The organism is Pseudonocardia yunnanensis, assembly GCF_039534065.1.
Classification (GTDB): Bacteria; Actinomycetota; Actinomycetes; order Mycobacteriales; family Pseudonocardiaceae; genus Pseudonocardia; species Pseudonocardia yunnanensis.
Window position 1 is genome coordinate 110,136 of record NZ_BAAAUS010000008.1, and the last position, 24,760, is coordinate 134,895.

General features: G+C 72.5%; 16 protein-coding genes. 3 read left to right on the forward strand and 13 right to left on the reverse strand.

Annotation, left to right across the window (positions count from 1 at the left end; all coding sequences use genetic code 11):
- Positions 1 to 25 precede the first annotated feature (25 nt).
- The gene (locus ABD743_RS11735; protein ID WP_344721656.1) at positions 26 to 556 is read left to right on the forward strand and encodes a DUF1697 domain-containing protein; all 531 of its coding nucleotides are present in this window, start codon (positions 26 to 28) and stop codon (positions 554 to 556) included.
- Here the strand turns inward: ABD743_RS11735 and ABD743_RS11740 are convergent.
- The 6 genes from ABD743_RS11740 to ABD743_RS11765 all read right to left on the reverse strand — a co-directional run bounded on the left by ABD743_RS11740 (position 553) and on the right by ABD743_RS11765 (position 12,495).
- The gene (locus ABD743_RS11740) at positions 553 to 2,001 is read right to left on the reverse strand and encodes a hypothetical protein (protein WP_344721658.1); all 1,449 of its coding nucleotides are present in this window, start codon (positions 1,999 to 2,001) and stop codon (positions 553 to 555) included. The two genes, ABD743_RS11735 and ABD743_RS11740, sit on opposite strands and share 4 nt — an antisense overlap.
- Entirely contained in the window at positions 1,994 to 2,698 is a 705-nt protein-coding gene (locus ABD743_RS11745) for a DUF6875 domain-containing protein (protein ID WP_344721659.1), read from the reverse strand. Before ABD743_RS11745 ends, ABD743_RS11740 begins: the two co-directional genes overlap by 8 nt.
- Positions 2,695 to 3,813, reverse strand: a complete 1,119-nt coding sequence (locus ABD743_RS11750; RefSeq protein ID WP_344721661.1) for a hypothetical protein — start codon at positions 3,811 to 3,813, stop codon at positions 2,695 to 2,697. Before ABD743_RS11750 ends, ABD743_RS11745 begins: the two co-directional genes overlap by 4 nt.
- 635 nt (positions 3,814 to 4,448) lie before the next feature.
- Positions 4,449 to 7,772 (reverse strand): ATP-dependent helicase, encoded by a 3,324-nt coding sequence (locus tag ABD743_RS11755; RefSeq protein ID WP_344721663.1) that lies wholly within the window; start codon positions 7,770 to 7,772, stop codon positions 4,449 to 4,451.
- Positions 7,773 to 8,004: 232 nt separating this feature from the next.
- A complete protein-coding gene (locus ABD743_RS11760) occupies positions 8,005 to 8,946 on the reverse strand; it encodes a family 16 glycosylhydrolase (RefSeq protein WP_344721664.1) in 942 nt (313 codons plus the stop codon).
- Between the two features lie 177 nt (positions 8,947 to 9,123).
- Positions 9,124 to 12,495, reverse strand: coding sequence for an ATP-dependent helicase (locus ABD743_RS11765; RefSeq protein ID WP_344721666.1), 3,372 nt, complete (start codon positions 12,493 to 12,495; stop codon positions 9,124 to 9,126).
- A 1,045-nt stretch (positions 12,496 to 13,540) separates the two neighbouring features.
- On the opposite strand from ABD743_RS11765, the gene ABD743_RS11770 reads away from it, so the two are divergent.
- Positions 13,541 to 14,314 carry an alpha/beta fold hydrolase gene (locus ABD743_RS11770; RefSeq protein WP_344721668.1) on the forward strand — a complete coding sequence of 258 codons (774 nt, stop codon included), beginning with the start codon at positions 13,541 to 13,543 and terminating at the stop codon, positions 14,312 to 14,314.
- A 4-nt stretch (positions 14,315 to 14,318) separates the two neighbouring features.
- Positions 14,319 to 14,603 carry an MGMT family protein gene (locus ABD743_RS11775; protein WP_344721670.1) on the forward strand — a complete coding sequence of 95 codons (285 nt, stop codon included), beginning with the start codon at positions 14,319 to 14,321 and terminating at the stop codon, positions 14,601 to 14,603.
- A gap of 98 nt (positions 14,604 to 14,701) precedes the next feature.
- On the opposite strand, the gene ABD743_RS11780 is transcribed toward ABD743_RS11775, so the two are convergent.
- The 7 genes from ABD743_RS11780 to ABD743_RS11810 all read right to left on the reverse strand — a co-directional run bounded on the left by ABD743_RS11780 (position 14,702) and on the right by ABD743_RS11810 (position 24,567).
- The gene (locus ABD743_RS11780) at positions 14,702 to 15,388 is read right to left on the reverse strand and encodes a sirohydrochlorin chelatase (RefSeq protein ID WP_344721672.1); all 687 of its coding nucleotides are present in this window, start codon (positions 15,386 to 15,388) and stop codon (positions 14,702 to 14,704) included.
- Positions 15,385 to 16,587, reverse strand: a complete 1,203-nt coding sequence (locus ABD743_RS11785) for a uroporphyrinogen-III synthase (protein WP_344721675.1) — start codon at positions 16,585 to 16,587, stop codon at positions 15,385 to 15,387. The genes ABD743_RS11780 and ABD743_RS11785 overlap by 4 nt, the downstream gene beginning before the upstream one ends.
- Positions 16,584 to 16,943, reverse strand: a complete 360-nt coding sequence (nirD, locus tag ABD743_RS11790; RefSeq protein WP_344721677.1) for a nitrite reductase small subunit NirD — start codon at positions 16,941 to 16,943, stop codon at positions 16,584 to 16,586. The genes ABD743_RS11785 and nirD overlap by 4 nt, the downstream gene beginning before the upstream one ends.
- On the reverse strand, positions 16,940 to 19,471 hold the full coding sequence (nirB, locus tag ABD743_RS11795; RefSeq protein ID WP_344721678.1) for a nitrite reductase large subunit NirB: 2,532 nt from the start codon (positions 19,469 to 19,471) through the stop codon (positions 16,940 to 16,942). The genes nirD and nirB overlap by 4 nt, the downstream gene beginning before the upstream one ends.
- Entirely contained in the window at positions 19,468 to 20,940 is a 1,473-nt protein-coding gene (locus ABD743_RS11800; protein ID WP_344721680.1) for an FAD-dependent oxidoreductase, read from the reverse strand. Before ABD743_RS11800 ends, nirB begins: the two co-directional genes overlap by 4 nt.
- 142 nt (positions 20,941 to 21,082) lie before the next feature.
- Positions 21,083 to 23,191, reverse strand: coding sequence for a molybdopterin oxidoreductase family protein (locus ABD743_RS11805; protein WP_379659224.1), 2,109 nt, complete (start codon positions 23,189 to 23,191; stop codon positions 21,083 to 21,085).
- Positions 23,188 to 24,567, reverse strand: a complete 1,380-nt coding sequence (locus ABD743_RS11810; protein ID WP_344721684.1) for a nitrate/nitrite transporter — start codon at positions 24,565 to 24,567, stop codon at positions 23,188 to 23,190. Before ABD743_RS11810 ends, ABD743_RS11805 begins: the two co-directional genes overlap by 4 nt.
- Positions 24,568 to 24,760: the final 193 nt, after the last annotated feature.

Genomic DNA, 24,760 nt, shown 5'->3' on the forward strand with positions numbered 1-24,760 from the left:
CCGTGATCGCCGGTACCGTGCCTGCGTGCCCCGATACGTCGCACTCCTGCGCGGGATCAACCTGGGCAAGGCCAAGCGGGTGGCGATGGCCGACCTGCGCGAACTCCTCGGCGCCGTGGGCTACACGGACGTCCGCACGCACCTCAACAGCGGCAACGCGCTGTTCACCGGCGGGGACGCCGATCCGGCCGAGCACGCGGCGCGGATCGAGGCGGCCATCACCGAGCGGCTCGGGCTCGACGTGCGGTGCGTCGTGCTCACCGCCGACGACCTTCGCACGATCGTCGACGGCAACCCGCTCGCCGACGTGGTGACGAACGGGTCGCGGATGATGGTGCACGTCCTGGAGCCCGTTCCCGGCCCGGCTCTGCTCGCCGAGCACGACCCGATCGCGCTCGACCCCGAGAATGCGCGGCTCGGTGAGCGCGTGATCTACCAGTGGTGCCCCGACGGCCTGATGGCTGCACCACCGGTCGGTTTCCCGGAGAAGCGCTTCCCCATCACAGCCACCGCCCGCAACTGGAACACGATGACGAGGCTCGTCGAGCTTCTCTAGTGACTCAGGACGCTTGGTTGCTCGTGACGCTGCGTCGGTCGATCCGTCGAAACGTCCGGCACGAGCACGGCCGCGCTCTGGTATCCGCCTCGACTCGCACCGATCACCACGTCCCGAGAAGGGACGTCCGGGCCCATGTGGCGTACCGCGACGCTGGCTGCCGCGCCGTCGATGAGGTACGGGCCGAGCACGAACGGCACCTGCGCGGTGACCTGCCGTCCGGAGTCCCGATCGTGGAACGGCATCGTCATGCGGTCGGATACGACGCGTTGTTGCAGGACAACCGGCGACTCGCGGGCGGCATCGATGACGCGTGACGCCCAGTCCTGCTTCGACATCTGGCTTCCGAAGAACACATTCGTGCCAGACCTGCCGACGGCCGGCTTTGCGACCAGCCGATGACGCTCGTCGATCGCGATGCCGAGCAATCTCCGCTGTGCGGCCGGATCGCCGTCCAGGCCCAGGCATGTGGTCCACGGAACGTGGGCGCGCACCAACGCGCGATCGGCCGCCGCGAGCAAGCCCGCATCACAGTCCTCGTGAAGCCAGGACAGGATCGCCTTCGAGGAGATGAGCGCCGACTCCGTGCGCGGGAAGAACACGACCGTGCGGGCATCGTCGGCGCTGCGCAGCGCCGCGAGTCCGCCTCCGTCGTCCACGATGCGGTCACTGCCCCACCGGAGCAGCACGACGTCGACCGGCTCATCGGCGGCGAGCAGTCGACCAGCGGCGTCGAGGCGTAGGTCGGCGAGGTCGGCCTGCACCACGTCGATACCCACCCGCTGGGCATCGGCCAGGATGACTCGCGTGACCGTCTTGCCGCGCTGAACCGTGCCGGTGTTTCTGTTGATCGCCCGATACGCGGGCATGAGCAGCCGGCCCGGGTGGCCGTTCCCGTTCCCGGCTCGGAGTGTCCGGGCCAGCGCGGCGGAACGCGCGGTCACTGTGGAGGGCGGCGGGCGCATTCCGCTCTGCGGACACAGCTGGGCGTAGGCCTCCGCGAGTTTGGGCGTCGTAGTGCCGCCACCGAGCCGGGTGCTGTTGTTGAACTCGAGAAGCCGGGGCCGTGCCTGCTCGATCAGGAGATCGGGGCGCGCGAACCGGGTGAGCTCTTCGGTCACCAGCGGGCGATCAGGATCCATCAGGGGGAGCTCATGGGGAAAGCGGAGTAGCTGGTGGAGTTCGCCCAGCGTCGAGGCACGGCGACGGCACGCGTCCACGGCCAGGTGCAACAGCCGAGCGGCGACGTACTCCAGGCCGTGGTAGTCCCGTTCTCCGATCACCATCGGCCGGAGCGGTTCCCAGCGTCTACCGTGCACTTCCCGGCGCGGGTGGGTTCTCCATCCGGTCGACGCGGAGCGGCGGTCGAGGAACTCGTCCCGAAGCCCCGTGGGCAGCGCATCCCAGACATCGTGGATCGTGAAGTCGGGAAGCTCGTCAGACATCTGTCGGCCACCCGGTGGCATCGAAACGATCACGTGCACTGCCATACAGCGAGAGCAGCAGCGAGTCACGTATCCGGCCCCGTTCGAAGTGTGACCGGAAGTGCGAGTCGTATTCCTTGAACCACTGCTCGGAACGATGCAGGAAGAGGACGTCATGCGGCGCCATGTGCCTTATCGCGAACATGGCGACCGGAGCGACGGAGACGCGGAAATCCGAGTTTCGGACTGCTCGCTCGTCGCAACGCGGATGGAACTGCCCGACCATCAATCCCAACTCGACAGCGAAGCCCTTCAAATGCGCATACGCAGCATCCAGACGCTCCCACCCCTCGGGACCCAGGTTCGGCATGACTATCAGCCTGCTGTCGAGAAGTACCCCACTCTTACGTGCGGGTCGGCCCGTGCTGCCGAACTCACTGATCTCGGTTCCCAGCTCGTTGATGAGTTCCTGCTCGCTGGATCCGTTGATGTCGTATCGAACGCGGGCTTCCACCGCCTGCTGATCGAGTGCCCGAGGCATGAAGGGGCACACCGGCCCGGACCGTCCGACTCTCCGATCGGCAACGGCGACATACTCTCGCAGCCAACCGTCGGCCAGCCCGAGGTACTCGTCGGAATGGTTCTCATCCGCCGTGGGGTGGCACTGCTCCGTCACGGAAACCCCCGGTTCCCTTGTGCTCGACACGCCGCCACTCATGCGTCCACCAGCCGGGTGGGGCCGGTTCGGGCGGCTCGGGACAGGTCGTTGTTGCTGACGCCGAGATGAATGCCGTGCTCGGCCATGGCGGCAAGAACGTGGGGGGCGAGGGCGGTGTCGGCCTGCGCCATTGCGGCCAAGAGCCAGGAGAAGTGGCGCCGTTCGCGCAGGGCGTCGGTGGACAGGTCTGCAGGATGGTCACGTCCGACCAGTTCCATCCCGAGTAGTAGCAGCGTGTCGAAGCGGACCGGGTCGGCGCCCGCCTCGGTGACGCGCCGGCGGGCGCTCCAGCAGGCAGAGGCCCAGACCGTGCCATCGGCGTGGGGGTCACTCCCGGGGCCGCCTTGGAAATGGGCCATCGTCCAGCGGGAGCCGAGCCTGCGGCGTCGTTGTTCGGTCACAGGGACGGCGTGGCGGTGCCAGCCGTAGATGTCGGGAGTGCCCAGCAGGATCGCGGTGATGACGTCGGAAGTGCCTTCGTCCAGGGCGGTCTTCTTGTTGGTATGCCGCCCGGATGAGCGCAACCGGTTCAGCCGGAAATCCGCGGTGTGCCGACACACGTGGTGGCCGGCTTCGTGGCAGATGATGGCGGGGTTGTGGGCGGGCACGCGGAAATACCGGTCGACGCCGGGGCGGGAAACGAAGCCCGCGCCGCCACCCATATGTACCTCTCCGGCCGGGCTGGTCGCGTCCGGGTCGGCCCCCACCCCTTGGCCGGGCAGCCGGTAGTGCCCGCCACCCCACGGGCGCGACTGCTCGTGCATTCCGATGCGAACCAGCAGATGCGGCAGCGGATGCCCCAGCAACCCGCTGACATACCGCAGCGCCCGCTGGGTGTGGAACGCCGTGTTGACCACTCCGAACGCCCGCGCCGCCCGCTCGGCCGCCGCATCGGCCCACGGACCACCTCCGGCGGAGGGATCGAACACCAACCCTCCGCTGCCGCCGGTGAACAACGCCCCGTCGCGCTCGTCTCGGACCGTGGCCTCGCGCATCACCACCTGCGCCGACCCGACCTCCAGAACATCCAACTCGACCTCTCCGAGCCGTCCCGGCCCGGCGCGCCCCTCGGACGCTCCGTACCCGTCGGGTAGATAGACGGCCGCGCGGGTCATGTCAGCCCGGCGGGCGACAACCCGAGATCGACCACGCCGCAGGTGCGACAACCACAATTGATATTCCCAAGCTGTTGCATCCATACCTCTCGGACAGGTGGTCGAAACCGGCTTCCGCCACAGGGCGTGGCCAATATCGACTACTTGCGAAGCCGCAGCGGCCCTGCTTGCGACGCCAATGTGCATGAACTGCTGCGAGCGGCGGTATCGGTGAATCTTGCTGAATCGGACGCGCACGGCCCGCCACTCGGGGCGCCGACCGCCGCGATCTCGTCAGATGTCCGGCTCGCGATCGGCGATATGATGGCTGACCGAATCGCGATCCGTGGAGTTCGCTTTGCTCCCCACCCTGGACGTCTCGTGATCTTTTCGGTGTGTCGGTCGCTCCGAGCTACTCGGCATAACCCACAGCGAAAGACGCACTACTGATGGTCGTCCCCCCTGGTGACACCCCACATGTTTACTCTTCCTTGACGGACGTGCAAGTCGTTGCGCAGCCGGCGGATATCGAGCGCGCATTTGTCGGCAGCGATCGACGCCCGAACGGCGGCCACGACAACGCCGGGCGGGGGGCGCGTCGATCACACGCGGCGCCGGCCCGCTACTGATGATTCAGAAAACCGGGGGGCTCGGCCTCACACCGGCACGGCCGGAACCGACAGCACGAGCTCCCGCAGGCCGGCGGCGTCGAGCAGGTCGACCGGTCGCAGCGTGACGTGATGACGCACGAAGTGGAACGCCGCCCTGACCTGTTCCGGCCGGCATCCCGCCAGCGCGGCCCACGCCAGCCGGTACGCCGCCAGCTGCACGGCGAGCGCCGGCATCCGCGACTCGTCGGGAAGTGCGCCCGTCTTCCAGTCCACCACCGTGAAGCCGCCGTCCGGATCGGCGTACACGGCGTCGATCCGGCCGCGCACCGCGATGCCCGCCACCACCGTCTCGTAGGACACCTCGATCTCGACGGGTCGCCGGTCCGCCCATTCCGAGCTGAGGAACGCTGCCTGCAGCTCCTCGAGCGCGTCGTCGGGAGCGGCGCCCTCGTCGGCCGCTCCGGGCAGCTCGTCGATGTCGAGCAGCTGCGCTGCCCCGAACCGCTGCTCCAGCCACGCATGGAACGCGGTGCCGCGGCGCGCGTGCGGATTGGGTGGAAGCGGGAGGGGACGGCGCAACCGGGCGGCCAGCGCTGCGGGGTCGGCCGCGAGCTCGACCAGCTGGCTCACGGACAACTGCGGCGGCAGTGCTGCGGTGGGCCGGGCCCGGGCCGCCGCCCTCTCGGCAAGAAGCACGTCCACGTCCGCGGCCCAACCCTCGGGGTCGGCCGACTCCTCGTCCTCCGGAGGCTCGTCGGGCAGGTCCGTGGACGCCAGCAACGCCAGCTGGGCCCCGGGCTCGACCGCCGCGGCCCTGGCGGATCGCACGTCGTGGAGCTCGCGCAGGGCCGACCGCACGAGCGCCGCCCCGGCGTGCACCGCCTCCGCTCGCGCGGCGAGCGGGTCGTCGGGCCAGAGCCCTGCCGGCTGCTCGATGCTCGCCGGATTGACCTCACCCGGCCCCGGCTCCTCGGCCCAGTGCTCCGCCTCGTGGACCGCTGCGATCTCTTCGAGGAACTCCGAGGGCTGCCGCGGACGATCGCCGGTCGGGCCCCACCGGTGTCCCGACGCGAGGAGGACGTGCTCGGCGCGGGTGAGCGCCACGTAGAACAGCCGGCGCTCCTCGGTGAGCCGCCGCTCGTCGAGGGCCTCGGAGTGCGCCTTGAGGGCGTCCTCGAGCTGCTTGCGGTCGCCCCCCTCGGGGAGATGGAGCTCGGGCAGGTCGGCCGAGTCGCCACGCAGTTCGACGGGCAGCTCCGCCGCGTTGGTCAGCCAGATGCCACTGATCTTGCGTCCGGGGAAGACCTGCCCGACCAGGTGCGGGACGGCGACCACCGCCCACTCCAGCCCCTTCGCCGCGTGCACGGTGAGCACCTGTACGCGGTCCGGGGCGACCTCGACCTCGCCCGGCGTGAGCCCCTCCTCGGCCTTCTCGGCCGTCTCCAGGAAGTCCAGCAGCGCGGGCAGGGTGGCCACCTCGGCGCCGGAGGTGAAGTCGGCGACGACGTCGGCGAACGCGTCCAGGTGCGCGCGGCCGACCGGCCCGGGACGCGCCATGCTCTCGGCGTCGAGCAGCAGCACCCGTTCGGCGTCGGCCACGAGGTCGGTCAGCGGGGCGGCCGCCCTGGCCCGCAGCCAGCCGAGCTCACGCGCCAGCCGGGTGATCCGCTCGAAGCCCTCGGGTGTGTACCGCGCGGCGGGACCGGGGTCGTCGAGGGCATCGACGAGGCCGGCCTGCTCGGCCTGTTCACCGGGCAACGCCCCGAGCGCCAGCTCGGCGGGAGAGAGCGGGCCGGGACGCGGCGGCTGCGCGGGGACGACCTCCCGGGCCCGTTGCCACAGCGCCGCGAGATCCGCGACGCCGAGCCTCCAGCGCGCCCCCGTGAGCAGCCGGACGGCCGCCGCACCGGCGAGCGGATCGGCGACCAGCCGCAGGGCGCTCACCAGGTCGCGCACCTCGGGCGTGTCCAGGAGCCCCCCGAGCCCGACGACCTCCACCGGCAGCCCGCGGGCCCGCAGCGCCGCCGCGATGGGGTCCATGTCGACGCGGCGCCGCACCAGAACGGCGGACGTGGGCGGCTGCTCACCGGCGTCCTCCGCGTGGCGCCACTGGTCGGCGATGCCGTCGGCCATCCAGTCGATCTCGGAGGCGACGTCGGGGAACAGCGCCACCCGCACGTGCCCGGCTCGCGCCGCAGGTCCGGCCCGCAGCTCCCCCACGCCGACCGCCCCTGGCGCGGAGCGCAGCGGCGCGGAGACCCTGTTGGCCAGCGCCAGCACCTCCGCCGGGTTGCGGAAGCTCGTGAGCAGCCCGTACTCGTCCGCCAGGCCGTCGGGGGCGGGGAAGTCGGTGCGGAACCTGACGAGGTTGCCTGCGCTGGCCCCGCGCCAGCCGTAGATCGACTGGCAGGGGTCGCCCACGGCGGTGACCGCGGGCCCGCCGGCCCGCACCTCCTCCCCCTCTGGGGTGCCGAACAACGAACGCAGCAGCACGCGCTGGGCGTGGCCGGTGTCCTGGTACTCGTCGAGCAACACCGCCCGGTAGAGGGCCCGCTCGGCGGCTCCCACCTCGGGATGCTCGGCGGCGACGTGCGCGGCGATCGCGAGCTGGTCGGTGAAGTCGACGGCCCGCTCTGCCCTCTTACGCGCTCCGAACGCCTCCACGAGCGGCAGCAGCGCCGCACGCTGCCGCTGGGCGGCCACCCACCTTTGGTAGGTCTGCGACGGCTCTGCCCGTTGCCGCTTGCCCGGCGGGGCCGCCGTGAGCACCGACACCAGCCGCTCGGCATGCAGCCGCACCGCCTCGGGGTCGACCAGGTGCTCTCCCAGCTCTCCGGCCAGCGCGAGCAGCCGCTCGGTCACGGTGGCCGGCACGAGGTCGACCTCGAGGTCGTCCGCCCAGCTCGTGACCACCCGGTGCGCGAGCTGCCATGACGCGGTCTGGCCGAGCAGGCGCGCTGCCGGCTCGGCCGGCAGCCGCAGGGCGTGCTCGGCCACCAGCCGCCCGGCGTAGGCGTGGTAGGTGGAGACGGTGGGCTCGCCGGCCAGCACCGCCACCCGCCGCTCGCCGCTCGGGTCGAGCTCGTCGAGCAGCCGGGAGCCGGCGAGGCGGCGCAGCCGGGAACGCACGCGCGCGCCGAGCTGCTGGGCGGCCTTGCGGGTGAACGTGAGGCCGAGCACCTGCTCCGGGAGCACTTCGCCGGTGGCGACGAGCCAGACGACCCGCGCCGCCATCGTCTCGGTCTTGCCCGCCCCTGCCCCCGCGACGACCAACGCCGGACGGGCAGGCGCCGCGATCACCGCGGCCTGCTCCTCGGTGGGCGGGGGCACCCCGAGCGCGACGGCCAGCGCATGCGGGGTGAGCTCCACGTCCGTGTTCTACCTCAGCGCTCCGACACCCCCGGAGGCGGAGCCCCCGTCGTCCCACGTCGGACGAGCGGCGCAGCCGCACGATGGGTCCGCACGAACGGGCCGCTCGCGCAGCGGATCCGCCTCAGGCACGCCCCGGGGCCTTTATCCCGCTCCGGACGAGCGGCACGCTCGTCCCATAGCGTTGGACCGGCGCGCCGGTCGTACGGTCCCAGCCGGATCGGCCCGTCCCTTACGGGGTCGGGAGGTCTGCCTTGTAGACGCGCACCCAGTCGACCTCGAGGTTGATCTCGTCCGGGGTGGTGTCGTCGGGGGCCATGATCCAGTCCTTCTTGGGGCCCTGGTCCAGCTGGATCGTGAGGTGCATGGGTTTCGTCGGGATCACTGTCTTGTCTTTGTTCTCGTACTGCTTGACGCCATCGACGTACCAGGTGATCCGGTCGGGCAGCCACTCGAGCGCGAACGTGTGCCACTGCGAGAAGTCGCCGGGGATCGCTTTGCCGTTGACGGTGTCGTCGCCGTTCGCGTCGGCCCAGTGCGCCACGAAGTGCGCGAGATCCCGGTTCTCCCCCGGCACCTCCATGATGTCCAGCTCGCCGTCCGCCGGCCACTGCTCGGAGTCGGGCCAGAGCAGGATCGCGGAGCCGAAACCCCGGCCCTTCTCGGTGCGGACCCGGAACTCCCAGCGCCCGTAGAGCTGCCCGACGTTCTGGGCCATGCCCCCGGAGACATCATCCTTGGCAGTGATCTTGAGCGAGCCGTCGGACTGACTGATCGCCTCCGGCCTGCGGTAGCCGTTGCCGAAGCCGCCCTCGCTGTCGTAGAGGGTCCAGTTCTTCAGGTCCACCTCGGAGCCGCTGAACTCGTCGCCCCCGGACGATGCCCACTTGGGGTCCTTGCCTCCCGCACCGGAGCCGCCGGACCCCGAGCCCTCGCCGTGGCCGCCTGCGCGGCCCTGACTGGCCGCGGGCCGGGCGGCGTCGGGCGCCGGGGTGGTGGTGGGGGCGGCCGTCGGAGTCGGAGCCACGGTGGTGGTCGGCAGCGCCTCGAACAGGTCGGGCGCGTTGTCGGGTGCGGCGGTGCTCGGCCCTGGGCCGCTCGCGCACGCCGCCAGCAGGACGGCAAGCCCGGCCCAAACGACGAAAAGCCGAATCCGTCTCGCTAACCGGGACACCGCACCTCCTGCGGCACGCGGGAGAGGGGAGCGATCAAGAGCGCCAGCGTGCTGGACGACCCTACCGGGAGTGGCGATCTTCCTCGAAGCACCCACCCGAGAGAGTCACAGGGGCCCCTGATGTACCACTTACCTCACTGCGTGTGTCCAGGTCAGCGCGGCATTCGGTGGACGGAACTACGGCTGGGTGACTTGGCGGCCGGACCCATTGACAGGGCACGCGACCCGCACCGGGCAGCGGTCGCAGTCGGGGCCGATGCGGGCGATGAACTGCGCCCCGGACGTCTCGTCGGCGCAGTGGCGCAGCACGTCCTCCCAGCGGGCGAGCTCGGTGTCGTCGAGCGGTGGCTGGACCGGCTCCTTCGCCTGCCCGTCGGCCTTCTGGTCGGCCAGGTACACCAGCCGTGCTCCACCCGGGCGGGCCCCGGGCTCGAGCAGCTCGCCGAACGCACCGAGCGCGGCGGCGAGCTGATAGACGGCCAGCTGCGGATGCCCGGCGGCCACCCGCCCGCTCACTGCCGTGCGGCCGGTCTTCACGTCGACCACCACCGGACGCCCGGCGGAGTCGACCTCGAGCCGGTCGACGCGCCCGCGCAGCCGAAGCCACGGCCCGACGGCGCCTGCCCCGTCGCCGCCCGGTTCGTCGCCCGCCAGGTCGAGCTGCACCGGCTGCTCGACGGCCAGCAGCCGCAACCCTTCGGCCCGGCTCGAACGCACCCAGCCGTCGAACGCCGCCAGCATTCCGCGGACCCTGGCGAGCTCCCGGCGGCCGTACCAGGGCGCCCCGGCGTCGAGACGCGACCACGCCGAGCGCAGCGCACCCTCCAGTTCGGCGCCGTCGGCGCCTGCCGCGCTCGCCTGGACCAGTGCGTGAACGAGCGAACCCGTGACGGCGGCCAGCGCGCCCACCTCGCTGCCGCCGTGCCGCTCCAGCACCCACCGCAGCGGGCACCGGACGATCTTCTCCACGTCCGACGGCGACACCGGCACGATCTCCCCCGGCGTGCGCAGCGGGGCGTCGCTGGAGACGGGAACGAGCCCGTACCAGTCGTCGGGATGTGCGCCGGGTACGCCGGCGGCGGCGAGCCGGGCCAGCTGGACGGCCGCACGGCGCCGCCGCTCGGCGACCGCCGGGTCGTCACCGGTGTCCGGCTCGCACACGGCCCTGCGCAGCTCGCCCACCAGCTCGGCGAGCACGAGCGAGCGGCCCGGCCGGTGCACGGGCCGGTCGGCCTGGGTGGCCGGCACGGGGTCGAGCTCGTCGAGGAAGCGCGAGGGCTGCTCGTCATCACCCTGGACGGCGCTGACCAGCAACGTGTGCCGCGCCCTCGTGCACGCGACGTAGAACAGGCGCCGTTCCTCCGCGAGCAGGGGCGCGAGCCGCGACACCGTCTCCCGGCCCGGCTCGGCCACGCCGGCGACGAGGTCGACCAACCGTTCATTGCCGAGCAGGCTTCCCCGCAGCCGCAGATCAGGCCAGCTGCCCTCCTGCACCCCGGGCACGGCGACGACGTCCCACTCACGCCCGCGTGCGGCGTGTGCCGTGAGCAGCGCGACCGCCTCCCCGCGCGGGGCCCGCGGAGCGAGTGTGTCGCTGGGAAGCTGCTGGTCGGCGAGGTATTCGAGGAAGCTCGCCACACCGGCCCCGGGCAGCCGGTCGGTGTGCCGCGCGGCGGCGTCGAACAGCGCGAGCACGGCGTCGAGATCGCGGTCGGCCGCCGCGCCGACCGGGCCGCCGCGCGCGCTCGCCTCGCTCCACCTCGGCCCCAGCCCGCAGGCCTGCCACACCCGCCAGAGCACCTCCTCCGCGCTCTCCCCGTCGCGGGCTGCGTGCCCGGCGACGGCGAGCAGCGTGCCGACCCGGCGCAGCGGCGCCGTCTCCTGCGGCGGGAGCGCGACGAGTGGGTCGGGACGCCCGTGCGCCGCCGACTGCAGCGCCTCGACCAGCAGCGGGTCGCTCCCGGACCGCTCGACGTCGACCGGGCGCTGGGGCTGTTCCGCATCGGGGTCGGACGCCGGCGCGGAAGCCGTGGGCCGGCTCCCGGCGTGCAACCGCAACAGCCCGCGGCGCAGCCGGCGCAGCCGCATCGGATCCGCCGACCCGAGCGGGGAAGTGAGCAGGGCGGTGGCCGCGTCGGCGTCCAGCTCGTCGGGACGGGTGGCGCAACGCAGCACCATCAGCAGCGGGACGACGGCGGGCTGGCGGGCGAGCGGTAGCTCGTCGGGCGGCGCGGCGACCGGCACGCCGGCGGCCAGCAGCGCCCGCCGCAGCGTGGGCAGCGACAGCCGGGTGGAGCGCGCCAGCACCGCCATGCGCGACCACGGAACGCCCTGGGTCAGGTGGGCGCGGCGCAGCTGGTCGGCCACCCACCCCGCCTCCTGGGCCGCGGAGCCGAACACCCGAACCAGCACCGACCCCTCCGGGCCGTCGGGCTCCCCGGGGGGCGCGGACCGGCCGCGCCCCTCACCGGAGCCGGGCAGCCTCGCGGCCAACCGCGTGGCGGCGGCCCGCACGGTGGGTGCGCTGCGGTGGTCGGCGGTGAGCACGACCGTCTCGGCGTCGACGGCTCGCAACCCGTCGGGGTCGGCGCCGCGGAAGGTGAGCACGGCCTGGTCCCGGTCGCCGGCGAGCAGGACGCTGCTCGCCGTGGCGCCCAGGGCGCGCACGAGCTCCATCTGCTGCGGGTCGAGGTCCTGGGCGTCGTCGACGACCAGGTGGCGCACGCGCTCCCGCTCCGCCGCGAGCAGTTCGGGGTCGGACGCGAGTGCGTCCAGTGCCGCTGACACCAGCTCGGCGGCGTCGAGCGCGGGGGCGGTGGCCTGAGGCGCGCCGCGGCCCGCGGCCCCGCGCAACAGGATCACGTGCTCGTAGGTACGGAAGAACCGGCCCGACGCGGCCCACTCGGCGACGTCGTGGCGCGTGCCCAGCTCGGTGAGCTCGTCCGGCCCGAGGCCGCGTTCGGCGGCCCGCAGCAGCAGCTCCCGCAGCTCGGCGGCGAAGCCCGGCAGACCGAGAGCGGGACGCAGCCGCACGGGCCAGCCCGAGTGGGCCACTCCCCCGTGGTCCGGACCGGCGATCTCGCCCGCCAGCAGATCGCGCACGACCGCGTCCTGCTCGGCGCTCGCCAGCAGCCGCGGTGGCGGGTCGCTGTTGCGTGCTGCGTGCAGCCGCAGCACCCCGAACGCGTAGGAGTGGACGGTGCGCACCAGCGGCTCGCGCGAAGTGCGCTCGACCTCGCCGCCGTCGCCGTGGATCATCTCGCCGAGGCGCTCGCGCAGATCCCCTGCCGCCTGCCTGCTCCCGACCAGCACGAGCGTGCGCTCGGGATCGGCACCCGCCTTGATCCGCGCGGCGATGCTCGTCAGGAGAAGCGTGGTCTTGCCCGTGCCCGGTCCGCCGACCACCCGCAACGGCCCCGAAGCGTGGCCGAGCACCCGCCGTGCGGCGTCGTCCCAGACCAGCTCACCCGGCGCCACACGCGGCCTGCGGACGAGCCCGGGCGCGAGCGCGAGCGCGGCGGCCCCGGCGGGGCGATCAGGACGGGACACGCGAGCGATGCAACCACGAACCCCCGACGACAAGTTCCGCGGCTCCGTCGTTCTGATCGCGGCTCAGGCACCTTCAGTGGCGTCTGGCAGTGAGGCGACATCGACCACGGCGCTACCGCACGGCAAGCCCTCTACCGCTGCTCGCCCTCGTTCGATGTCACCTGCGCCACCTCGATCGGCGCCTCCATCACGACGGCCCGCGGCGCCGTGAGGGCTCGGAGACCCACCGCCGCGACGGGCCGCCGGCGCCGTCTGTCGGTGTCAGGGTTCAAGCCAAACCACAGGAGACCACGCGGTGCACGTGGATCTCCCCAGGAAGCCCCCGCGCTTACAGGCCTGGACCGAGAAGTGCAGCGTATCTCTCGGCGGCAACGGCCGGAAATTCCTTCCAGCCGTCCACACACCCCTTTCAAGGGGTGCGAGCTCGAGCTGCGGTCCCCATCCCGGACTGATGTTGTAGTGGGTGATTCCCGTGTATCCGCCGAAGTAGACCTTAATTGTCTGCAAGCACCTGTCGTACCGTACGCCGACATATGGACTGTCCCCGAATTCGTACCGCTTCGGAGAACCTGGGATCTCCTGGCCCTCGGTCGCGAAGCCATCGACGTACTGTCCTGGCGTGCCCGCGGCGCAGGGTGCAGCGGAAGCACTCGGGGCAGCGATCACACCGCCGACCGTCATCAGGCTGGCGAGGCCCAGCAATACACGGGTCCGGATCTTCAACTTGCTCACTCGTGCGCTCCTCTGAAACATGGGTGGCGCCGGTCGAAGGACCACGGCTACGGCCATACAGTGCAGCCAGCGGAAGCGGCGGACAATCGTGTGAACCCCCGAGGAGCGGAGTGCCGTCCCCCCAGATAGGAGTGCCTCCCCCCGGCATATCTGTCGTGGCGGCGGTTCCACATCTTCGAAACGGCCGCTCCGAGAATGAACAAGATCATCGACGTTTCCGACAGGATCGCCGGTACGCACGGCGAGTACCGTCGCACCAACCGGGGCCGGGTCGAGCTCCGCCGGTGGGGAGGGCGGCTGGCACGATCAGGGTGTGACCACCGCGCCGCTCCACGTCCGCGCCTTCGGCCCCTCCGACGGGGTGCCCGTGCTCGCCCTCCACGGCGTCACCGGCCATTCCGCGCGCTGGCAGGTACTCGCCGACGCCTTGCCACAGCTGCGGCTGATCGCGGTCGACCTGCGCGGCCACGGGCGCTCCCCCTGGACGCCGCCGTGGCACATCGAGCAGCACGTCGCCGACGCGCTGGCCGTGCTCGACGCCCTGGGACTCGAGCGCGTCGCCGTCGCCGGACACTCCTTCGGCGGCGCGATCGCCGTGCACCTGGCCCGCACCGCGCCGCAGCGGGTGGAGCGGTTGGTGCTGCTCGACCCGGCGATCGGCCTCGACCCCCAAGACATGCTGGAGACGGCCGAGGAGAGCCGCGCCGACCAGTCCTTCCCCGACCTCGCCTCCGCGCGGGCGGACCGGGCGCAGCGCTGGGAAGGCATCGCGGACGAGCTCGTCGACGCAGAGCTCGCCGAGCACCTCGTGGCCGACGGCGACCGCTTCCGGTACCGCTACTGCGGTTCGGCTGTGGTCGTCGCCTGGAGCGAGATGGCCAGGGCGGCGCTCACTCCGCCCGCCGGCACGCCGACCCTCCTGCTGCCGGCCACGAAGGCCGATTTCGTCAGCCCGTCCTGGGTGGACGCCTGCCGCGCCGAGCTCGGCGATGCACTCACCGTCACCGAGATCGACGCAGGTCACATGGTCTACCTGGAACGCACCGCCGAGGTCGCCGACGCGATGCGCGCGTTCCTGACACCCTGATCGCGTGGACGACGAGACCGTCGAGCGGGTACGGGCCATCGTGCTCGCGATCCCGCCGGGTGAGACGGCGAGCTACGGCGAGGTGGCCGCCCGCGCGGGCCTGCGCTCGCCCCGGCTCGTGGGCCGCATCCTCGCGATGGACGGCCACGACCTGCCCTGGCACCGCGTGCTCCGCGCGGACGGGACGTGTGCGCCGCACATCGCCGTGGAGCAGAGCGCCCGGCTCCGCGCCGAAGGCGTCCTGCTGGTGGACGGCCGCCTGCCCCGCCCTGCCCGCCGCGCCCGCTGACCATCCTCCCGGCGCGACATGGACACGTGTCGCTGTTCGGACGCGCGTGAACCAGAGACATGTGTCCATGTCGTGGGGTGGGGCGGCGGCGCGGAGGGTCAGGCGGTGCGGGGACGCGCGGACAGTGCCGCGCGGTAGCGGTTCATCACCAGGTTCAGCACCGCCTTGTGGTCGGCCAGGGGCGCGGCGACCACGTCGGCGTCGCACTCGTGCAGGTGCCGCTGGAACAGCCCCGGAGCGAGCAGCCAGGACGCCACCGCCACGCGCTGCGCGCCGCCGGCCCGCAGCGCGGCAACGGCCTCGCCCACCCGGGGCCCGCCGGTCGCGATGGTGGCGAGCGTGACGGGACGCCCGAGCACGAGCCCGAGCCGGCGCGCGGCCTTCGCACCGTCGGATTGTGCGTACGGGTCGCTGGATCCGGCCACGGCCAGCACCACGGCATCGTCCGGGCCTGCGCCGGCCTCGGCGAGCCGGTCGGCGGCCGCGGCGACCAGCGCGGGATCGGGGCCGAACGCCGGGCCGAGCAGCACGTCCCGGCGGCCGGTGGCGGCGAGCTGCGCCGGCACGTCGACGCGCACGTGGTAGCCCGCGGCCAGGAACATCGGCACGACGACGCAGGGGCCCGGAAGCTCGGCGAGCGCGTCGGCCGGGCTCGGCCTCCGCACGTCGACGAAACAGGACGCCACCCGCACCCCCAGCGCTGTGGCGGCCTGCCTCGCCACCCGCTCGGTGACGACCGCACCCGCCGGATCCCGCGTGCCGTGCGCGACCAGCAGGAGGTTCACCGGGATTCCCCGTTCAGGCAGTGGCCCCCGCCCGGGCCGGCGCCGACGGCCGGGTCGAGGGCCAGCCGGTATCCCCGCTTGACCACGGTCTGCACGAGCTTCGGTTCGCCCAGCGCGGTGCGCAGGCGTGCCATCGCCGTCTCGACGGCGTGCTCGTCGCCGCTCCCACCGGGGAGCGCCTGCAACAGCTCGGATCGCGCCACCACCCGGCCGGGCCGGCGGGCGAGCGCACGCAGCAGCGCCATCCCGGCGGGCTGCACGCCACGCAGCGCCCCGTCGACGAGCACGGCGTGCCCGCGCAGCTCCAGCCAGTGCCCGGCCACGGGAAGGCTGCGCACCCGCCCGGGCATCTCGGCCTCCAGATGCCGCACCATGGCGCCCAGCCGCGAACGTTGCGGCTGCACGGTGGGGATGTCGACGGCCTCCAACGGTGCCGCGGTGACGGGACCGACGCACACCGACAGCACCGGGCCCCGTAGGGCGGTGAGCAGCTCCTCGCGCACCCCGCGCTCGGTGGCCCTGGCCAGCAGGCTTGCCGCGGCAGGGGCGCTGGTGAACGTCAGGACGTCGACGCAGGAGGCGAGCACCCCGTCGATCAGCCGGTCGAGCGGCCCGATGTCGACGGGCGGCATCCAGCGGTAGACGGGGACCTCGACCACCTCCGCGCCCGCCACCGTGAGCGCCTCGACCACGTCGGGCAAAGGCTCGCCGTGCAGCTGGACGGCGATGCGCAGCCCGTCGACGCCGCGGCCGTCGCAAGCGCCGTCGAGCAGATAGTCCAGCACCTCGGCGGACGACTCCGATGGCGGCGACCAGGTGTCCACCAGCCCGGACGCGCGGATGGCGCCGCGAGCCTTCGGGCCACGGGCGATCAGCTTGCCGGAGCCGAGCGCGGCCAGAAGGTCCTCACCGATCCCCCAGCCGTCGGCCGCCTCCACCCAACCCCGGAAGCCGATGCCGGTGGTGGCAACCGTGATGTCGGGGGGACGGGCGATGAGGCCGCGCGTGGCGTCGGCGAGCTCCGTGTCGTCGGCCACCGGGACGATGCGCAACGCGGGACCGTGCTGCACGACGGCTCCCCGACGCTCCAGCATCGTGGCGAGCTCGTCGGCGCGGCGCGCAGCCGTAACACCGATGGTGAAGCCCGCCAGGGGCGGCACCTCGGCGCGAGGAGGCACGGTGGTCACAGCGCTGCTCACGCTAGTCCGACCTCGAGCAGCCCGTCCGCGACCCGGACGGGATAGACCGGCACGGTGATCCGTGGATCATCCAGGCATCGGCCCGTGACCAGGTCGAACACCTGCTTGTACACAGGCGATGCGACGGTTGCCACACCGCCGCGGTCGCCGACGATGCCGCGCGAGAGCACCGCGGCACCGGAGAACGGGTCGATGTTGCCGATGGCGTGTACGACGCCACCGTGGGTGCGGAAGAGGGCCACCTGCACATCGTCCAACAGAGCGGCGACGCCGCGCTCGGGCTGCAGCCGCTCGTACCGGCAGACCGCCCGCCACCGCAGTGCGACGGCCGTCGAGATCTCCACCGTGTGGGTCATGCTCGCACCCCCGGCATCCCGACGACGACCGGTTCGCGCGGTGCCGGCACCGGCTGCCCCCGTTCGGTGACGAAGCTGATCGTCGGGTCCGGCGCGTCGGGCGCGTTGACGAAGGAGACGAACCGTTCGAGCTTCGCAGGGTCGTCGAGCACGCCGCGCCACTCGTCGGCGTAGCCCTCGATGTGTGCCTCCATCGCCTCCTCCAGGTCAGCGCAGATCCCCAAGGAGTCGTCGACGATCACCGCGCGGAGGTGGTCGAGGCCGCCCTCCATCGCCTCGATCCACGCCGCCGTGCGCTGCAGCCGGTCGGCGGTGCGGATGTAGAACATGAGGAACCGGTCGATCAGCCGCACGAGCGTCTCGGTGTCGAGGTCGGAGGCGAGCAGCTCGGCGTGGCGCGGAGTGAAGCCGCCGTTGCCGCCGACGTAGAGGTTCCAGCCCTGCTCGGTGGCGATGATCCCGAAGTCCTTCGACCGGGCCTCCGCGCATTCACGCGCACAGCCCGAGACACCTGACTTGAACTTGTGCGGGGCCCGGAGCCCCCGGTAACGCAGCTCCAGCTCGACGGCGAGGCCCACCGAGTCCTGCTGACCGTAGCGACACCACGTGGTGCCCACGCACGACTTCACCGTGCGCAGCGCCTTGCCGTAGGCGTGGCCGGACTCGAACCCCGCGTCGACCAGCCGGCGCCAGATCGCCGGGAGCTGCTCGACACGCGCACCGAACATGTCGATCCGCTGCCCGCCGGTGATCTTCGTGTAGAGGCCGAAGTCGCGGGCCACCTCGCCGATCACGATCAGGCCCTCCGGCGTGATCTCACCGCCCGGGATCCGCGGCACCACCGAGTACGTGCCGTTGCGCTGCAGGTTCGCCAGGAAGTGGTCGTTGGTGTCCTGCAACGCGGCCTGCTCGCCGTCGTGGACGTGGCCCCGGCCCAGCGACGCCAGTATCGACGCGACGGCGGGCTTGCAGATGTCACAGCCACGGCCCGTCCCATGCCTCTCGACGAGCTCGGAGAACGTCCGGACTCCGGCACCCGCGACGATCTCGAACAGCTCGGCGCGGCTGTGGGCGAAGTGCTCGCACAGCGCCGTCGACTGCTCGACGCCCGCCTGCGCGAGCAGCTTCTTCAGGACCGGGACGCACGACCCGCAGCTCGTGCCGGCCCGGGTGCACGCTTTGAGAGCACCGACGTCGTGAGCGCCACTGCTGATCGCGCCGCAGATCGCTCCCTTGGTGACCGCGTTGCACGAGCAGATCTGCGCGGTGTCGGGCAACGCGTCGGCGCCCAGCTCCACCCCGCCCGGCGCGATCATCGCGACGGGATCGGCCGGCAGCGGGCTCCCGACGAGCGGGCGCAGCGTGGCGTACCTGGACGCGTCGCCGACCAGCACGCCGCCCAGCAGCGTCTGCGCGTCGTCGCTCACCACGAGCTTCGCGTAGGTGCCGGCCACCGGGTCGTTGACCACCACTTCCAGCGCACCGGCGCTGGTGGCGTGGGCGTCGCCGAAGCTCGCGACGTCGACGCCGAGCATCTTGAGCTGCGTGGACATGTCCAGGGCAGCCGCTGTCATCGAGGCGGACCCGCCGAGCAGCCGGTCGGCCACCACCTCGGCCATCGCATACCCGGGGGCGACCAGGCCGTAGGTGCGGCCTTCCAGCGCAGCCACCTCACCGAGCGCCCAGACGTGCTCGTCGGCGGTGCGGCACCGGCTGTCGACCAGCACCCCGCCGCGCTCCCCCATCGGCAGGCCGGCGGCGCGGGCCAGCGCGTCGGCCGGGCGGATCCCGGCGGAGAACACCACGACGTCGGCGTCGAGCTCGATGCCGTCGGAGAGGGTCGCGACGAGCCGGCCACGGTGCTCCGCGATCCCGGTGACCGACACCCCGCACCGGACTGCCAGGTCCTCGTTCTCCACGAGCCGCCGCAGCAGCGCTCCGCCGCCCTCGTCCACCTGCACCGGCATGAGTCGCGGAGCGATCTCGACGACCTGCGGCGAGAGCCCGAGCGATCGCAAGGCCCGTGCCGCCTCGAGCCCGAGCAGGCCACCCCCGACCACGACGGCCGACCTGCGGCCAGGCCGGCCTGCAGCCATGGCGTCGCGGGCGGCTGCTGTGATCGCGTCGAGGTCGTCGAGCGTGCGGTAGACGAAGCAGCCCGGCAGGTCGCGCCCAGGGACGGGCGGAACGAACGGAACCGAGCCGGTGGCCAGTACGAGGGCGTCGTAGGGCAGTTCCCGGCCCGACGCGGTGCGCACGAGCCGCGCGTCGCGGTCCAGCTCGACGGCCGCGTCGCCGAGATGCAGGTCAACCAGCGGGTCGAGTACGGGCAGCGTCAGCTCCTCGGCGCTCACCCCGTCGACGTAGGACGAGAGCGCGACACGGTCGTAGGCCGGCCTGCGCTCCTCGCCGAGCACCGTGATCCGCCAGGTGGCCTCGGTGTCGCGGTCCCGCACGACCTGGACCAGCCGGTGCCCGACCATCCCGTTGCCGACCACGACGAGATCGCGGCGGTTGACGCTGTTCATGCGGCTCCCTCCTCTCGAACGGGGCTGATCACCGGCGGGTCGCTCTCGGCCAGCCACGCGCAGATCCCGCGGACGGTGTCGCCGCAGCTCCCGCAACCGGTGCCGGCGCGGGTGGCGCGGCTCAGCGCCGGAACGTCGGTGGCGCCCGCGCGCCACGCGGTCACGAGCGCGCCCTTCGTCACCGTGTTGCAGCGGCAGACCACCGCGGATGCCGGGAGATGTCCGGGGTCCGCGGTCTCGGGTGCGCCGGGGAGCGCCCTGCCGAGCAGCAGCCCGAGCCGGTCGGCGGGGGCCGGCATGCCGGTGTCGTAGAACTGGATCATCGACGCGGCCGCGTCGGGAAGCCCGATCATGGCGCCGCCCACCACACGGTCGCCGCGCAGTGCGAGGCTGGCGTAACGACCGCCGACCGGATCGGCGAAGCGCAGCACCTCCGCCCCGGGGCCGTCGAGAGCGCCCGGTTCGCCCACGGTGGCGAGATCGACATCGCGGGCCTTGAGCCGGGTGACGGGCGGGGTGCCGCGATAACGGGCACCGGGATCCTCCGTGGTGAGCAGGTCGGCGAGCACGCCCGCCTGCTCCCAGCCGGGCTGCACGAGGCCTGCCGCCGCGCCGGAGTGCTGGGCGCAGTCGCCGATCGCGTGCACCCGCACGTCCGACGTGCCGAGGCGGTCGTCGACGAGCACTCCGCGGTCCACGGCGATACCGGCATCGGCCGCGAGGCCCGTCTCGGCCCGCACCCCCGCCGCGACGACCAGCGCGTCGGCGGCCACGAGCTCGCCCCCGGGCACGGCGGAACCGGTGCAGCGCAGCCCGGCGCCCGCTTCCCAGGCGACGGCGGTACGCCCGAGCAGCACGTCGACGCCGAGCCTGCGCAGCGTGCCTGCCAGCACCTCGCCGGCCCCGCCGTCGAGCTGGCGCTCCATCAGGTGCGGCTTCGGGTGAACCAGCGTCACGTCCACACCACGCGCGACCAGCCCCCGCGCCGCCTCACATCCCAGCAGCCCACCGCCGAGCACGGCGAACCGCGCGCCGGGCCGGGCGAGGTCGATGATCCGCTCGCAGTCGGCGAGATCGCGGAAGGTGACGACGTTCGGATCTGCCATCCCGTCGATCGGGGGGAGCCAGGCACGGCTGCCGGTGGCGAGCACGAGCTCGTCGTAGGACACGTCGCTGCCGGCGTCGGTGCGCACGATGCGGCGCTCGCGGTCGATCGCGGTGGCGGTGACGCCGGTACGCAGGTCGACCCGCAACCGGGCCGCCCATCCGGCCGGGTGCAGCTCCACCGCAGGCGCCGAGAGCCCACCGGCCAGCACCGTGGACAGCAACACACGGTTGTAGGCCGGGCGCGGCTCCGCGCCGAGAACGGTGAGCCGGATCCGGGCACCCTTCGGGTCCCGGCGCCGCACCTCCTCGACGAACCGGGCACCGACCATGCCGTGCCCCACGACGACCACGCGTCTACTCACGGCACCCGACGGTAAGTAGCCCCAGTTACACCGGCGGGACGCTGCGTGACGCATGCGTAAACCGGATCGCACATCGCCAGGCTGCAGCCGTGAGCAGGCCGGGGAGCCACCGGCGGCGGGAAGGCCGTGACCGAGCCACACGTCACGACGACCGTTCGAGCCGCACCGCGCACACCTTGAACTCCGGCATGCGGCTGATCGGGTCCAGGGCCGGGTTGGTGAGGAGGTTCGCGGCCTGCCCTGCGCCGAAGTGGAACGGCAGAAAAACGGTGTCCGGTCGCAGCGTCGGCACGCAGCGCACCCTGGCCATCGCCTTGCCCCGCCGGGACACCACCCGTGCCCAGTCGCCGTCGGCGAGCCCGGCGCGGGCGGCCGTGTCCGGGTGCACCTCGATGAACGACTCCGGCGCGATCCCGGCCAGCTCCGCAACGCGACGGGTCTGCGCGCCGGACTGGTAGTGCACCAGCACCCGGCCTGTCGTCGCCCGCAGCGGATACTCGGGGTCGGGCAGCTCGGCGGCATCCGTGTGATCGACAGCCACCAACCGCGCCCGGCCGTCGGCGTGGGCGAACCGCTCGGTGAACAGCCGCGGGCTGCCGGGGTGGGCGGTCTCGCCGGGCGCGCGAGCCGGACACGGCCAGTGCAGGGCCTCCCCCGCGTCGAGCCGGTCGTAGCTGATCCCGGAGTAGTCGGCCGGGCCGCCCGCCGAAGCCGCGCGCAGCTCGTCGAACACGGCACGCGGATCGGCGGGAAACCCAGCGGCGCCCAGCTCCGCGGCCAGCCCGGAGATCACCTCCAGGTCGGTGCGCACGCCCTCGGGTGGCCGCAGGGCACGGCGCCGCCGCAGCACCCTGCCCTCCAGGTTGGTCATCGTGCCCTCCTCCTCGGCCCACTGCGCCACGGGAAGCACGACGTCGGCAGCCATCGCCGTCTCGCCGGGCACGACGTCGGCGACCACGAGCAGGTCGAGCGCCGCGAGCCGCTCGGCCACCGCGTTCCCGTCGGGCGCGGAGACCAGCAGGTTCGAGCCGAACACGAGCATCGCGCGCGGGCCGTCGGGGCGCCCCAGCGCCGCGATCAGCTCCGTCGCGCTGCGTCCCGGTCCCGGTAGCGCGTCGGGCGCCACGCCCCACACGCCGGCGACGTGCTCCCGGGCGGCCGGGTCGCTGATCGAGCGGTAGCCGGGAAGCTGGTCGGACTTCTGGCCGTGCTCGCGCCCGCCCTGCCCGTTGCCCTGCCCCGTGATCGTCCCGAACCCCGAGCCCGGACGGCCCGGCAGGCCGAGCGCGAGCGCCAGGTTGATCCACGCGGTCACGGTGTCGACGCCGTGCGCATGCTGCTCCGCACCCCTGGCCGTGAGCACGTAGCGCCGCGACGTCGCGGCCAGCCAGGCCACGACCGTGCGCATGTCGGCTGCCGGCACCCCGCAGACCCGCTCGGCCCGCTCGGGCCACCACTGCGCGGCCACCCGCCAGGCGTCGTCGAAGCCCGAGGTCCGCTCGGCGAGGTAGCCGGTGTCGAGCCACCCGTCGGTGACGGCGGCATGCAGCATCCCCAGGGCCAGCACGAGATCGGTGCCGGGCACCGGCTGCAGGTGCAGCCCGCCGGACGCGATCGCCCGCTCGGCGGTGGGCGTGCGCCGTGGGTCGACGACCACGAGCCGCGCCCCGCCCAGGTGACCCATGAGCGGCGGCATCGTCTCCGCGACGTTCGCCCCGGCGAGCACCACGACCTCGGCGTCGTCCAGGTCGGTGACCGGGAACGGCAGCCCACGGTCGACGCCGAAGGCGCGGTTGCCCGCAGCGGCTGCCGAGGACATGCAGAACCGGCCGTTGTAGTCGATCTGCGACGTGCCCAGCGCCACCCGGGCGAACTTGCCCAGCAGATAGGACTTCTCGTTGGTCAGGCCGCCTGCGCCGAAGACCGCGACCGAGTCGGGGCCGTACTCGGCCCGCAGATCGGCGAGCCGCCGTCCCACGTACGCGAGTGCTCTGTCCCAGCCCACGGTCGCGAACTCGGCGGACCGTGACTCCCGCAGCAGCGGCGCCGTGAGCCGTTCCGGGTGGTTGAGCAGCGCGCCCGCCGTCCACCCCTTCTGGCAGAGCCCTCCACGGTTGGTCGGGAACTCGCGCGCGTCCACGTCGCCGGTGGGGCCGACCCACTGCCCGCACTGCAGCGCGCAGTACGGGCAGTGGGTGGCCACCCTCGTGGCCACTCCTGTCGATCCCCCCACGACCGGCAGAAGGCTCATACCCCGGCGTGCGCGAGTGGCGCGCTGGTGGTGGCCGGCGCGGCCGGACGCAGGTAGACGACGTACGTGACCGCCGTGCACACGACGTAGAAGGCCAGGAAGGACCAGAACGCGGGATCGCCGGACTTCGCGGTGAGGAACGACTCGCGGAACGCGAGGTTGATGAACAGCCCACCCATGGCGCCGATCGCGCCGACGATGCCGATCACCGCGCCCGAGATTCGCCGGGCCCGCAGCAGGGCCTCTTCCTCGTCGGCTCCGGCGGCGATCGCCGTGCCTGCCTGCCCGCGGAAGATCGCCGGGATCATCTTGTACGTCGAACCGTTGCCCAGCCCGCTGAACGCGAACAGCAGCACGAAACCGGCGGTGAACAGCCCGAGCGAGTGCATGGCCGAGGCCAGCAGAACCAGGCCGGCCGACACGGCCATCGCGATGAAGTTCCAGAACGTGATCCAGGCGCCCCCGTGGGCGTCGGCGAGCTTCCCGCCGTAGGGACGGATCACCGATCCGAGCAGCGGGCCGATGAACGTCACCGCCGCGGCCTGTAGCGGCGTGCGACCGAACTGGTTCTGCAGCACCAGCCCGAACGCGAAGCTGAAGCCGATGAACGAGCCGAACGTCCCGATGTAGAGCAGCGACATCACCCAGGTCTGGCGCTCCCGGATCGACTCCCGGAAGGCGCCGGTGTCGTTGCGCACCGACGTCAGGTTGTCCATGTTCAGCGCGGCGAGCACTGCGGCCACCACGATCAGCGGAATGTAGACGCCGAGCAGGATTCGAGGTGCGCCCGCACCCGCCGTTGCGATGATCAGCAGGCCGACGAGCTGGATCACCGGTACCCCGATGTTCCCGCCACCCGCGTTGAGCCCGAGCGCCCACCCTTTGCGGGCGTCGGGAAAGAAAGTGTTGATATTCGTCATCGACGATGCGAAGTTGCCCCCGCCGACCCCGGCGACGGCGGCTGCCACGAGGAAGGTCGAGAATGATGTGCCCGGATGCATGACGATCGCGGCGAAGATCGTGGGAATCAGCAGCAGCGCGGCACTGATGATCGTCCAGTTCCGGCCGCCGAAACGCGCGACGGCAAACGAGTAGGGCAGCCGCAACACCGACCCCACCAGCGTCGGCACCCCGACCAGGACGAACTTGCCCGCCGCGTCGATGCCGTACTCCGGGCCCATGAACAACACCAGCACCGACCAGATCGACCAAATCGAGAAACCGATGTGCTCGCTGACGATCGAGTACCACAGGTTCCGGTTGGCGATTCTCGACCCGACACGCTCCCAAAAGGCTGAATTCTCGGGCTCCCAATGATCGATCCACCGCCCAGCAAGCCCGAATCGGGCAGAATGTTCGTCAGGTGACGTCGTCACGCCAGGCCTCCGGGGGGCTCATCGAGGGGGTGTGGACGTCGCCGTCGAGCGGCGTGCGTGAAGGCGTCGCTGCCGTCGCAGCAACGCTAGGAAGAGCGCGTTACCGCCAATCGGTTCCGTGTGACATGAACGCAAAGCAGCGCTCACTGACCCCGGGCGCGGATGTGAGGCACAGTGCGTCTACCGACCGACG